The sequence below is a fragment of the Pseudomonas sp. DP-17 genome (assembly GCF_022380625.1).
Lineage (GTDB): Bacteria > Pseudomonadota > Gammaproteobacteria > Pseudomonadales > Pseudomonadaceae > Pseudomonas > Pseudomonas nitroreducens_A.
Genome location: NZ_JAKSXG010000009.1, coordinates 461,727 through 474,496 on the forward strand (window position 1 = coordinate 461,727; position 12,770 = coordinate 474,496).

General features: G+C 65.8%; 11 protein-coding genes and 1 riboswitch. Of the genes, 5 read left to right on the forward strand and 6 right to left on the reverse strand.

Translation table 11 applies throughout. From position 1 onward, the window contains the following. Positions 1–70 precede the first annotated feature (70 nt). Positions 71–1,033, forward strand: a complete 963-nt coding sequence (locus tag MJ122_RS16615; RefSeq protein ID WP_088416051.1) for an amino acid ABC transporter permease — start codon at positions 71–73, stop codon at positions 1,031–1,033. Continuing rightward, positions 1,026–1,760, forward strand: a complete 735-nt coding sequence (locus tag MJ122_RS16620; protein WP_088416052.1) for an amino acid ABC transporter ATP-binding protein — start codon at positions 1,026–1,028, stop codon at positions 1,758–1,760. The genes MJ122_RS16615 and MJ122_RS16620 overlap by 8 nt, the downstream gene beginning before the upstream one ends. A 131-nt stretch (positions 1,761–1,891) precedes the next feature. Here MJ122_RS16620 and MJ122_RS16625 read toward each other — a convergent pair whose 3' ends face one another. From MJ122_RS16625 to MJ122_RS16650, 6 genes are all read right to left on the reverse strand, one after another. Further along, positions 1,892–3,952 carry a DEAD/DEAH box helicase gene (locus MJ122_RS16625; protein WP_239744853.1) on the reverse strand — a complete coding sequence of 687 codons (2,061 nt, stop codon included), beginning with the start codon at positions 3,950–3,952 and terminating at the stop codon, positions 1,892–1,894. Positions 3,953–4,106: 154 nt separating this feature from the next. Further along, positions 4,107–4,955 (reverse strand): methylenetetrahydrofolate reductase [NAD(P)H], encoded by an 849-nt coding sequence (metF, locus tag MJ122_RS16630; protein ID WP_017520547.1) that lies wholly within the window; start codon positions 4,953–4,955, stop codon positions 4,107–4,109. Between the two features lie 54 nt (positions 4,956–5,009). Further along, entirely contained in the window at positions 5,010–5,540 is a 531-nt protein-coding gene (locus MJ122_RS16635) for an HD domain-containing protein (RefSeq protein ID WP_239744854.1), read from the reverse strand. Positions 5,541–5,593: 53 nt separating this feature from the next. Next, a complete protein-coding gene (gene ahcY / locus MJ122_RS16640; protein ID WP_017520545.1) occupies positions 5,594–7,003 on the reverse strand; it encodes an adenosylhomocysteinase in 1,410 nt (469 codons plus the stop codon). Positions 7,004–7,025: 22 nt separating this feature from the next. Next, a riboswitch (S-adenosyl-L-homocysteine riboswitch) is annotated at positions 7,026–7,138 on the reverse strand. A gap of 216 nt (positions 7,139–7,354) precedes the next feature. After that, positions 7,355–8,578, reverse strand: coding sequence for a CaiB/BaiF CoA-transferase family protein (locus MJ122_RS16645; protein WP_239744855.1), 1,224 nt, complete (start codon positions 8,576–8,578; stop codon positions 7,355–7,357). A 136-nt stretch (positions 8,579–8,714) separates the two neighbouring features. Beyond that, entirely contained in the window at positions 8,715–9,896 is a 1,182-nt protein-coding gene (locus MJ122_RS16650; protein WP_088416057.1) for an acyl-CoA dehydrogenase, read from the reverse strand. Positions 9,897–10,125: 229 nt separating this feature from the next. Between MJ122_RS16650 and MJ122_RS16655 the strand changes: the two genes are divergently transcribed. The 3 genes from MJ122_RS16655 to MJ122_RS16665 all read left to right on the forward strand — a co-directional run bounded on the left by MJ122_RS16655 (position 10,126) and on the right by MJ122_RS16665 (position 12,735). Then, positions 10,126–11,034 carry a LysR family transcriptional regulator gene (locus MJ122_RS16655; protein WP_239744856.1) on the forward strand — a complete coding sequence of 303 codons (909 nt, stop codon included), beginning with the start codon at positions 10,126–10,128 and terminating at the stop codon, positions 11,032–11,034. 105 nt (positions 11,035–11,139) lie between these two features. Beyond that, a complete protein-coding gene (locus MJ122_RS16660; protein ID WP_015479269.1) occupies positions 11,140–11,547 on the forward strand; it encodes an acyl-CoA thioesterase in 408 nt (135 codons plus the stop codon). Between the two features lie 180 nt (positions 11,548–11,727). Next, complete coding sequence (locus MJ122_RS16665; protein WP_239744857.1) at positions 11,728–12,735, forward strand: ABC transporter substrate-binding protein; 1,008 nt, start codon at positions 11,728–11,730, stop codon at positions 12,733–12,735. Positions 12,736–12,770: the final 35 nt, after the last annotated feature.

The following is a 12,770-nucleotide window of genomic DNA, read 5'->3' on the forward strand; positions in this document are numbered from 1 at the left end:
CGCGTCTGACTCAGCTCAACCCGACGCGCAGGCCCCGGCCTGCGCGTTCGCATTTTCACGGTAGAGATTCGTGGCTAGAACGAAACGCGCAACCTGGCCCTGGCACGGGCTGACCGGGCTGATCCTGCTGTTGATCGGCCTCGCCATCTGGTACTCCACTTCGCTGATCTCCTACGAGTGGCGCTGGAACCGCGTCCCGCAGTACTTCGCCTACCAGGCGGAGGATCCGCAGCGTGCCGATGGTATCTCGCGGGTCGAGAAGATCGAGGATCAGGGCGGCAACGCCCGCGTCACCCTGGTGGATGAAGACGGCAAGCAGCAGGTGCTGACCGTGGCCGCCGACAGCCTGCAGTTCTCGGAGAATGACGACGTCGCCGAGGGCGATGTGGTCGGCGCGACCCGTCACTGGGCCGCCGGTCCGCTGGCCTGGGGCCTGTGGACCACGCTGTGGATCTCCTTCGTCTCCGGCGCGTTCGGCCTGGTCATCGGCCTGTTCACCGGTCTCTGCCGCCTGTCGAAGAACCCGACCCTGCATGACCTTTCGACCCTCTACGTCGAGCTGGTGCGCGGCACGCCGCTGCTGGTGCAGATCTTCATCTTCTACTTCTTCATCGGCACCGTGCTGAACCTGTCCCGCGAGTTTGCCGGCGTGGCGGCGCTGGCGCTGTTCACCGGCGCCTACGTGGCCGAGATCGTTCGTGCCGGCGTGCAGTCCATCGCCCGCGGTCAGGACGAAGCCGCGCGCTCCCTGGGCCTGAACGCCGCGCAGTCGATGCGTCACGTCATCCTGCCGCAGGCCTTCAAGCGCGTGCTGCCGCCGCTGGCCGGACAGTTCATCAGCCTGGTCAAGGACACTTCCCTGGTCTCGGTGATCGCCATCACCGAACTGACCAAGAGCGGCCGCGAGGCGATCACCACCTCGTTCTCCACCTTCGAGATCTGGTTCTGCGTCGCTGCTCTCTATCTCGTGATCAACCTGCCGCTGTCGCATCTGGCGGGGCGCCTGGAGCGGAGGCTCGGCCAAAGTGATTGAAGTGCGTAATCTGACCAAGGTCTTCGATACCCGCGGGCAGGTCGTGCGCGCGGTGGACGACGTCACCACCGGCGTGGCCAAGGGCGAAGTGGTGGTGGTGATCGGGCCGTCCGGCTCGGGCAAGTCCACCTTCCTGCGTTGCCTGAACGGCCTGGAGGAGTTCGACTCCGGTTCGGTGAGCATCGACGGGGTCGACCTCGCCAACCCGAAGACCGACATCAACGCCTACCGCCGCGAAGTCGGCATGGTGTTCCAGCACTTCAACCTGTTCCCGCACATGACCGTGCTGGAGAACCTGTGCCTGGCGCAGAAAGTCGTGCGCAAACGCGGCAAGGTCGAGCGCGAGGCCAAGGCGAAGGCGCTGCTGGAAAAGGTCGGCATCGGCCAGAAGGCCAACGAATACCCGTCGCGCCTTTCCGGCGGCCAGCAGCAACGTGTGGCGATTGCCCGTGCGCTGTGCATGGAGCCGAAGGTGATGCTGTTCGACGAACCCACCTCGGCGCTCGACCCGGAGATGGTCGGCGAGGTGCTGGACGTGATGAAGACCCTGGCCGTGGAAGGCATGACCATGGTCTGTGTGACCCACGAGATGGGCTTCGCCCGTGAAGTGGCCGACCGCGTGCTGTTCTTCGATCACGGCAAGCTGCTGGAGGACGCCGCCCCCGCGGAGTTCTTCGCCCAGCCCAAGGATGCGCGTGCGCAGAGCTTCCTGCGGCAGGTGCTGTGAAGGTTTCGCCCTTGTGAAAAAACCGCCCTCGGGCGGTTTTTTTGTGCGCGCCGCTCCTGCGCTCGGCGGATGCAACGGGGCAGATCGCCGGCAAAAAGAAACCGCCCCGGAGGGCGGTTTCTTCTACAGCGTCACTCGCGGTTGCGGGTCAGCAGCGCGGGGCGCTCGGTCTTGCGGCGCGGCTCCAGCTCTTCCAGCTGCTCCGGCGTCGGGAAGCGGTCGGTGCGGACCAGGTCGCGCTTGTTGATCACCACCGGCTGACGGGTCGGCTTGGCGGCGCCGTACTCGCTCGGCTCGCGCAGCGGGGCGTCATTCATGCGCGAAGCCGGAGCCTTGCCGCCGCGCTTGCGCTGGCCGGCCTTGCCGTGAGCGTTGCCGCCCTGGCCTTGGCCCTGGGGCCGACTACCACCGTTAGGCTTCTTGGCAGCACGGCCCTGGCCTTGACCCTGGCTACGGCCTTGGCCGTTTCCGCCCTGGCCACCCTGGCCGCGGGCGCGTTGCTGGCCCTGCCCCGGGTTCTGGCCTTGACCTTGCCCCTGACCGCCACGACGGCGCTGGCCTCGTTGCTGGTCCTTGTCCGGGAATGGGCTGACGTAGTCGGCGCGATTGCCGAAGTTGTCGAAATCATCGTCGAGGAATTCTTCCGGATCGCGGTTGCCATCGACCTTCGGTGCGCGAGCCGGCTTGGCCTGCTGCTGGCCGCCCTGGCCCTGCTGTTCCTTCTGCTGGCGGTGCTGGCGCGGAGGACGGGGGTCGCGCGGCTCACGAGCCTGAGCGTTGGCGTTCGGCTGAGCGTCGCCGCCCTGGCCGTCGCCCTTCTTCTTGCCGCGACCGCCGCGACGGCGGCGTTTGCCGGCCGGCTTGTCGCCCTCGGCGGCTTCGCCTTCGGCATTGGGGGCGGCGCTGTGCTGCTCCTCTGCCTGCGGCTGTTGCGGCTTGTCCTTGTTGCGGTCCTTGCGCTCGCCACGCTTGGCCTTGTCCTTGCGCGGCTGGCGCTGGGGGGCTTCCTTCGGCTCGGGCTGCTGGACTTCCGGCAGCACGGCGTCGGGGTCGAAGCCCTGCATGTCGCCATCGGGGATGCGCTGCTTGGTCAGGCGCTCGATGGCCTTGAGCAGCTTGTCCTCGTCAGGCGCCACCAGCGAGATGGCTTCACCGGTTCGACCGGCGCGGCCGGTACGGCCGATACGGTGGACGTAGTCTTCCTCGACGTTGGGCAGCTCGTAGTTGACCACATGGGGCAACTGGTCGATGTCCAGGCCGCGGGCGGCGATATCGGTGGCGACCAGGATGCGCACGTCGTTGGCCTTGAAGTCGGCCAGGGCCTTGGTGCGCGCGTTCTGGCTCTTGTTGCCATGGATCGCGGCAGCCGGCAGGCCGTGCTTGGTCAGGTATTCGGCGAGGCGGTTGGCGCCGTGCTTGGTGCGGGTGAACACCAGCACCTGCTCCCAGGCGCCCATGGTCACCAGGTGCGCCAGCAGGGCGCGCTTCTGTACCGACGGAATGCGGAACACGCGTTGTTCGATGCGCTCCACGGTGGTGTTCGGCGGGGTGACCTCGATGCGCTCCGGGTTGTGCAGGAGCTTGTTGGTAAGGTCGATGATGTCCTTGGAGAAGGTCGCCGAGAACAGCAGGTTCTGGCGCTTGGCCGGAAGCTTGGCGAGAACCTTCTTCACGTCATGGATGAAGCCCATGTCGAGCATGCGGTCGGCTTCGTCGAGGACGAGGATTTCCACGTGGGACAGGTCGACGCTGCCCTGGCCGATCAGGTCGAGCAGGCGGCCGGGGCAGGCGACCAGCACGTCGACGCCCTTGGACATGGCCTGGACCTGCGGATTCATGCCGACGCCGCCGAAGATGCAGGCGCTCTTCAGGGGCAGGTCACGGGCGTAGACCTTGAAGCTGTCGTGCACCTGGGCAGCCAGCTCGCGGGTCGGGGTCAGTACCAGCACGCGGGCCTGGCGCGGGCCGTGGCGGTGTTCGCGGTCCGGGTGGCCTTCGGGGAACAGGCGTTCGAGCACCGGGAGGGCGAAGCCGCCGGTCTTGCCGGTGCCGGTCTGGGCGGCCACCATGAGGTCGCGGCCTTGCAGTACGGCGGGGATGGCGCGTTCCTGGACGGGAGTGGGGCGCGCGTAGCCGGCGGCTTCAACGGCGCCAGCCAGGGCCTCGGAGAGACCGAGGGAAGTAAAGGACATGCGGGGTTCCTGTAGGCCGGCGACCTGCCGGCTCGAGGGCGCGTGATTTCAGGCTCGGGGCGAGCGCTCAGCCGGTGGCTGGAAGCACCCCGTCCACGATACGCCGGCGTTGCGCTGGCCGGGATCGCGGACGGTAAGCCCGGAGCAATGATCCTCAGCGGGGGAGCTTGAGGTTGTTCCAGAGCGCCAGGCTGGGTTCAGCCTGGTTCAGGGTGTAGAAATGCAGACCGGGTGCGCCGCCCTCGAGGAGGCGTTCGCACATGTCGGTGATGACCTGCTCACCAAAGGCCTGGATGCTGGCGATGTCGTCGCCGTAGGCTTCCAGCTGCTTGCGAACCCAACGAGGGATTTCCGCGCCACAGGCGTCGGAGAAGCGGGCCAGTTTGGTGTAGTTGGTGATCGGCATGATACCCGGTACGACCGGAATGCTGACACCGAGTTTCTCCGCACGCTCGACAAAATGGAAGTAGCTGTCGGCGTTGAAGAAGTATTGTGTGATGGCAGAGTCGGCGCCGGCTTTGACCTTGCGCACGAAATTCGCCAGATCATCCTCGAAATTGCGCGCTTGCGGGTGAACTTCCGGATAGGCGGCAACTTCGATGTGGAAGTGGTCGCCGGTTTCGGTGCGGATGAATTCCACCAGTTCGTTGGCGTAGCGCAGCTCGCCGCTGGCCATGCCCATGCCCGAGGGCAGGTCGCCGCGCAGGGCGACGATACGGCGGATGCCGGCATCCTTGTAGTGCGCCAGCAGGGCGCGCAGTTCGCCCTTGGTGTCGCCGACGCAGGAAAGGTGCGGTGCGGTCGGTACCTGCACTTCGCCGTCCAGCTGCAGCACGGTGGTCAGGGTGCGGTCGCGAGTGGAGCCGCCGGCACCGTAGGTGCAGGAGAAGAAGTCGGGCTTTTTCGCGGCCAGCTGGCGCGCGGTGGCCAGCAGTTTTTCATGGCCGGCTTCGGTCTTGGCGGGGAAGAACTCGAAGCTGAAACGGCGTTCTTTCTGACTCATGGTCGTTCCTTCGGCGCCCCGTCATCGCGTGGCTGCCGGTATGTGCCGTCGACTTCAGAAGTAACGGCGGTAGTTGTCTATCTTCGTGCGTAGCCGCTGGGCGCTGGGCTCGTGCGCATGGCCGAGGGCGTCCAGGATGCGCTGCGACTCCGCGTGGTAGTCGGCGATCTTGCTCCGCGCCCAGGTCGAGGGTGGCGGTAGCAGGTTGGTGATCCGGTCGCACAGCTTGACGATCGCATACTGCGGCGCGCCGGTCGCCAGCCTTTCGAGGTAGATGTCGAACGGCAGCTTCTCGCCATTCACCACCTTGCTCAGGTGCCGGGCGCCTTCGGCGACAAACTCGCCAAAACGCATTTGCAGTTCGTCGAAGGGCACCGGGGTGTCTTCGAGCACGTCGTGCAGCAGGGCAATCTGGACGGTCTCCGCCAGGCGCTGGATGGGCGCTTCGCGGTCGGCCGCCATCACTTCGTTGGCGACCATCGCCAGATGGACCGCATAGGGCAGTGTCGATGCGGTGAGGGTCTGCCCCGCGTGCGCGCTGGCGGCGAAGAGCCATGCGTCGTTGTAGCTGTCCTGCAGATCCATGGGGCACCAGATGGCAAAGAGGGCAGACGATTGCTCGTCTGCCCCCTGGTACATCAGTAGCGGTAGGTGTCCGGCTTGAACGGGCCTTCCACGGTCACGCCGATGTACTCGGCCTGTTTCGGGGTCAGCTGGGTGACGACGCCACCGAAGCCTTTGACCATTTCCAGGGCCACTTCTTCGTCGAGTTTCTTGGGCAGTACTTCGACGGTCAGGCGCTCGGCTTTCTTCTGCGCGGAGAGGTCGGCGTACTTCTGCTCGAACAGGAAGATCTGCGCCAGCACCTGGTTGGCGAAGGAGCCATCCATGATGCGGCTCGGGTGGCCGGTGGCATTGCCCAGGTTCACCAGACGGCCTTCGGCCAGCAGGATCAGATAGTCGTCGTTGGCCGGATCGAAGTCGCCAGCGCCGGTGCGGTGGATCTTGTGCACCTGCGGCTTGACCTCTTCCCATGCCCAGTTCTTGCGCATGAAGGCGGTGTCGATCTCGTTGTCGAAGTGACCGATGTTGCACACCACGGCGCGTTTCTTCAGCGCTTTCAGCATGCCGGCGTCGCAGACGTTGACGTTGCCGGTGGTGGTGACGATCAGGTCGATCTTGCCCAGCAGTGCAGCGTCGACGCTGGCTTCGGTGCCGTCGTTCACGCCGTTCTTGTACGGGGAGACCAGCTCGAAGCCGTCCATGCAGGCCTGCATGGCGCAGATCGGGTCGATTTCGGAAACCTTGACGATCATGCCTTCCTGGCGCAGGGACTGGGCGGAGCCCTTGCCCACGTCGCCGTAGCCGATCACCAGGGCCTGCTTGCCCGACAGCAGGTGGTCGGTGCCGCGCTTGATGGCGTCGTTCAGGCTGTGACGGCAGCCGTACTTGTTGTCGTTCTTGCTCTTGGTCACAGCGTCGTTGACGTTGATCGCCGGGACTTTCAGGGTGCCGGCCTTGAGCATGTCCAGCAGGCGGTGCACGCCGGTGGTGGTCTCTTCGGTGATACCGTGGATGCGCTCGAGCATCTGCGGATATTTCTTGTGCAGGATTTCGGTCAGGTCACCGCCGTCGTCCAGCACCATGTTGGCGTCCCACGGCTGGCCGTCCTTGAGGATGGTCTGCTCGATGCACCACTCGTATTCCTGCTCGGTCTCGCCTTTCCAGGCGAACACCGGGATGCCGGCGGCGGCGATGGCGGCAGCTGCCTGGTCCTGGGTGGAGAAGATGTTGCAGGAGGACCAGCGTACTTCGGCGCCCAGCGCAGTCAGCGTCTCGATGAGTACGCCGGTCTGGATGGTCATGTGGATGCAGCCGAGGATTTTCGCGCCCTTGAGCGGCTGGCTGGCGGCGTACTTGCGGCGCAGGCCCATCAGCGCCGGCATTTCGGACTCGGCGATGATCAGCTCGCGGCGGCCCCAGGCGGCCAGGGAAATGTCGGCGACTTTGAAGTCGGTGAAACCGGCAGGCGTCATGACAGCGCTCATGCGTAACTCTCCATTCGTTGTCTGCGAATGGGCGCCGTTGATGCGTTTGGCGATCGGCGGTTGCCGACCGTGACGCGCCCCATCCGAGCCTGACAAGCCGAAGCGAATCGACCTGCTGCAGCGCCCCTCGGACGGGTGGCGGGAACGGCCGGACAGTGCCGGCCGTTATTGAAGCCTGCGGATTATAGCCATGGCGCATGACAAGCCAAAGACTTTTGGTCGCCTTCGCGCAGTGGATCGCGGCCGGGATCCCCGTCGCGCCCGCGCCAGGGGCCGTGAAAACCCTGGCGCGGGCGTCGTCGCGGGGATCGTTGGGCACTCGCAGGGCGCGGGTGCCGGTTGTCAGGAGGCTTAGATGACGCCTGAATCGCGGAGTTTGCCGATGGCGGCCTGGTCCAGGCCCAGCACGCCTTCGAGGATTTCCTGCGTGTGCTGGCCCAGGGTCGGCGGAGCGTTGCGGTACTCCACCGGCGTCTCGGACAGGCGGATCGGGCTGGCCACCTGCGGCACTGTGCCGGCCAGCGGGTGCGGCAGGTCCACGCGCAGGCCGCGGGCGATCACCTGCGGGTCGGCGAAGACCTGCGCCAGGTCGTTGATCGGGCCGCAGGGCACGCTGGCCTGTTCCAGCACCGCGATCCACTCGGCGGTGGTGCGCATGACGGTGGCCTGGCGGATCAGCGGGATCAGCACCTCGCGGTGCGCCACGCGCGCCTGGTTGGTGGCGAAGCGCTCGTCGGTGGCCCATTCCGGGTGGCCCGCCAGTTCGGCGAACTTGCGGAACTGGCCGTCGTTGCCGACGGTGAGGATGAGGTCGCCATCGGCGGTGGGGAAGTCCTGGTACGGCACGATGTTCGGGTGCGCGTTGCCCAGGCGACGCGGGGGCTTGCCGGTGGTCAGGTAGTTCAGGGTCTGGTTGGCCAGGCAGGCGACCTGCACGTCCAGCAGCGCCATGTCGATGTGCTGGCCGATGCCGCTGACGTCACGGTGGGCGAGGGCGGCAAGGATCGCGGTGGAGGAGTACAGGCCGGTGAGGATGTCGGTCAGCGCCACGCCGACTTTTACCGGGCCGGCGCCTTCCTCGGCGTCGGAGCGCCCGGTCAGGCTCATCAGGCCGCCCAGGCCCTGGATCATGAAGTCGTAGCCGGCGCGCTTGGCGTAGGGGCCGAACTGGCCGAAGCCGGTGATCGAGCAGTAGATCAGCTTCGGGTTGAGCGCTTTCAGCGACTCGTAGTCCAGGCCATAGGCCTTCAGGCCGCCGACCTTGAAGTTCTCCAGCACGATGTCGGCCTTGGCGGCGAGCTCGCGCACCAAGCGCTGGCCTTCGGGCTGGGTGAAGTCGATGGTCAGGGACTTCTTGTTGCGGTTCGCCGACAGGTAATACGCCGCTTCGCTGGTGTCGCGGCCATTGCTGTCCTTGAGGAACGGCGGGCCCCAGGCGCGGGTGTCGTCGCCGCTGCCGGGACGCTCGATCTTGATCACTTCCGCGCCGAGGTCGGCGAGGATCTGCCCGGCCCAGGGGCCGGCGAGAACGCGGGAGAGGTCGAGGACACGGATGTGCGAAAGGGCGCCGGACATGCAATCACCTGCAACGTGAATAGGGGCGGGGAGGGCGCAGTGCGGGGACGCCACGGTCCTCCCCGGGGCCTCTCGGGCGAGAGGTAAAACGGTCGCCAACCCGGCTCCTGATGAGCGTCGGGCTGGCGCAGGGCGCTTAGAAGAACGCCTGGATGCCGGTCTGGGCGCGGCCGAGGATCAGCGCGTGGACGTCGTGGGTACCTTCGTAGGTGTTCACCACTTCCAGGTTGACCAGATGGCGAGCAACGCCGAATTCGTCGGAGATGCCGTTGCCGCCGAGCATGTCGCGGGCCATGCGGGCGATGTCCAGGGCCTTGCCGCAGCTGTTGCGCTTCATGATCGAGGTGATTTCGACGGCGGCGGTGCCTTCGTCCTTCATCCGGCCCAGGCGCAGGCAGCCTTGCAGGGCGAGGGTGATGTCGGTCTGCATGTCGGCCAGTTTCTTCTGGATCAGCTGGTTGGCGGCCAGCGGGCGGCCGAACTGCTTGCGGTCCAGGGTGTACTGGCGAGCGGTGTGCCAGCAGGCTTCGGCGGCACCCAGGGCGCCCCAGGAGATGCCGTAGCGGGCGGAGTTCAGGCAGGTGAACGGACCGCGCAGGCCGCGCACGTCCGGGAAGGCGTTCTCTTCGGGGCAGAACACGTTGTTCATCACGATCTCGCCGGTGATCGAGGCGCGCAGGCCGACCTTGCCGTGGATCGCCGGGGCGGACAGGCCTTCCCAGCCTTTCTCGAGGACGAAGCCGCGGATCTGGCCTTCGTCATCCTTGGCCCAGACCACGAAGACATCGGCGATCGGGCTGTTGGTGATCCACATCTTGGCGCCGGTCAGGCGGTAGCCGCCGTCGACTTTCTTGGCGCGGGTGATCATCGAGCCCGGATCGGAGCCGTGGTCCGGCTCGGTCAGGCCGAAGCAGCCGATGTATTCGCCGCTGGCCAGTTTCGGCAGGTATTTCTGCTTGGTGGCTTCGTTGCCGAATTCGTTGATCGGCACCATCACCAGGGAGGACTGCACGCTCATCATCGAGCGGTAGCCGGAGTCGATGCGCTCGACTTCACGGGCGATCAGGCCGTAGCACACGTAGTTCAGGCCGCTGCCGCCGTACTGCTCGGGGATGGTGGCGCCGAGCAGGCCGGTTTCGCCCATCTCGCGGAAGATCGCCGGGTCGGTCTGCTCATGGCGGAAGGCTTCCAGCACGCGCGGGGCCAGCTTGTCCTGGGCGAACTGCTGGGCGCTGTCACGCACCATGCGCTCTTCTTCGGTGAGTTGCTGATCCAGCAGCAGCGGATCTTCCCAGTTGAAGCTTGCTTTGGTCGCCATGGAGAAACCTCTAACGCAGACAGTGAATGACCCGCACAAGTCTAGGCGGGCTCGGTGTGGGCCATCCTAGTCAGCCGTCGGGAAGCCGGGCAACCGACTAATTCGCACGCTGTTGTGCTATTTTGTCACTCCGTAACCGCCAGGTGACTGCGATGTTTTGCTGGAATAGCCTCTATGACGGGTTTTCCTGGCGAATTCTGCGCATCACGATATTCCTAAGAGGCATTCGATGCGACGCAAGATACCGACCACCGCCGCGCTGGTCGCCTTCGAGTCCGCTGCCCGTCACGAGAGCTTCACCAAGGCTGCCGACGAGCTGTCGCTGACCCAGAGCGCGATCTGCCGGCAGATCGCCACGCTGGAGGACTTCCTCGGCGTCGAGCTGTTTCGTCGCTCGCGGCGCGGGGTGAAGCTGACCGAGGCCGGGCTCAACTACAGCCGTCGCGTCGCCCAGCGGCTGGACGCGGTGGAGCGCGATACCCTGGCGGTGATGGGCCAGCAGGGCGGCGGTACGCTGGAGCTGGCGGTGGTGCCGACCTTCGCGACCCAGTGGCTGCTGCCGCGATTGAAGGACTTCAAGCGCCTGCATCCGGAAGTCACGGTCAACCTGACCAACCGCACCCGGCCCTTCCTCTTCGCCGACACCGAGTTCGACGCCGCGCTGTATTTTGGCGATGGGGTCTGGTCCGGCACGGTGGCCAACTTCCTCATGCACGAGAACCCGGTGCCGGTATGCAGCCCCGAGTTGCTGGGCGGGCGCCGGGAGCTGTCGGCTGCGCAGATCGCCGAGCTGCCGCTGATGCAGCAGACCACCCGGCCCTACGCCTGGCGCCAGTGGTTCGGCTCGCTGGGCATGAGCGTGGCGCACGACATGAGCGGTACCCGCTACGAGCTGTTCTCCATGCTCGCCCAGGCGGCCATGCATGGCATGGGGGTGGCGCTGATCCCGCCGATGCTGATCCAGCAGGAGCTGGCCGACGGCCGGCTGATCGTGCCGATGCAACATGCCTATTTGAGCGAAAATGCCTATTACCTGATGATTCCCGAACGCAAGGTGGAGTCGGCGACCCTGGGTGCCTTCCGCGACTGGCTGGTGGATGAAGCCGCGCAATACCGCACCGAAGCGGGCCTTGGCTGAGCCAGGGCAGGGTGGGCAGCGGCAGTCCAGGCCAGACTTGCATAGCCGGCGGGGCTTTACCCGTCATCGCGCTCACGAGGCGCAACCTCCCAAGAAGGAGCTTCCATGAATTTCCATACCCGCAAATGGGTCAAGCCTGAAGACCTCAACCCGAACGGTACCCTGTTCGGCGGCAGCCTTCTGAAGTGGATCGACGAAGAAGCGGCGATCTACGCCATCGTCCAGCTGGGCAACCAGCGCGTGGTCACCAAGTTCATCTCGGAGATCAACTTCGTCAGTTCCGCGCGCCAGGGCGACATCATCGAGCTGGGCATCACCGCCACCGAGTTCGGCCGCACCTCGATCACCCTGACCTGCGAAGTGCGCAACAAGATCACCCGCAAGAGCATCCTCACGGTCGACAAGATGGTCTTCGTGAACATCGGCCCGGACGGCCAGCCGGCGCCCCACGGCCGCACCGAAATCAAGTACATCAAGGACCAGTTCAAGGACGACGCCATCCCGCAGCCCTGATGGCTGATGCGCGAAGGTGATTGCCAGCGTGCCCGGAGCCACGCCGAACGGCGGTGAAAACCTTTGCATTTGCGTCGATTGAATGTGAGCCTGTGCCCGCCCACGGCGGGCATGGGCCGACGCTGCTCCCCCGCCGATCCTGCAGGCTGACTGCATCAGAACAATGACCGGGGAGAGACCATGCACACCACCTTCGCATCCACGCTGCGCCAACTGGCCGTGGCCACCTGCGCCAGCCTGCTGCTGGCTGGCGCCGCGCACGCCGCCGCGATCAAGGCAGACACCAAGCCCGAGGCCGGCACCTTCAAGATGGGCATGCAGCCCTGGCTGGGCTACGGCCAGTGGTATGTCGCCGAACAGGCAGGCGCCTTCAAGGCCAACGGCCTGGAGCAGGTCGAACTGGTCAATTTCACCGAAGACAAGGACATGAACGCCGCCCTGGCCAGCGGCCAGATCGACGGCGGCAACCTCGCCACCCACACCGCCATGGCCATGGTCGCCGCCGGCCTGCCGGTGAAGATCGTCCTGCTGCTGGACCAGAGCACCAGTGCCGACGCGCTGATAGTCGACCCGTCGATCAAGTCCCTGACCGATCTCAAGGGCAAGCAGGTGGCCTACGAAGAAGGCACCACCAGCGACATCCTCCTGCACAGCGCCCTGCGCAAGGCCGGCCTGACCATCGCCGACGTGCAGCCGGTGCCGATGCCCGCCGCCAACGCCGGAAGCGCGCTGATCGCCGGGCAAGTGCCGGCCGCGGTGACCTACGAGCCTTACCTGTCCGCCGCCAAGCAGCAGAACCCCAAGGTCAACCTGCTGTACAAGGGCTCGGATGACCCGGGCATCATCAGCGACGTGTTCGTGGTGCGCGACGAAGTGCTGAAGGAGCGTCCGGGCCAGGTGCTGGCGCTGATCAAGAGCTGGGAAGCCGGTCTGAAGCACTACAACGAGAAGGGGGCCGAAGGCCGCGCCGCCATCGCCAAGGGCGTGGGTGCCGATGAGTCCGAGCTGACCAGCGCTTTCGACGGCGTGCACTTCTACTCGGTGAAGGAGAACCAGGCCGAGCTGAAGGGCGCCTTCCAGAAGGGCTCCTTCGAGCACATCCAGAAGGCCGCCAGCGAAGCCGGCATCCTGCAGCAGCCGGTCACCCCGGCGCAGGTCATCGACGCGCGTTTCGTCGAGGCACTCTGATCCTCTGATGCCCTGATCTTCTGATACATGGCGCG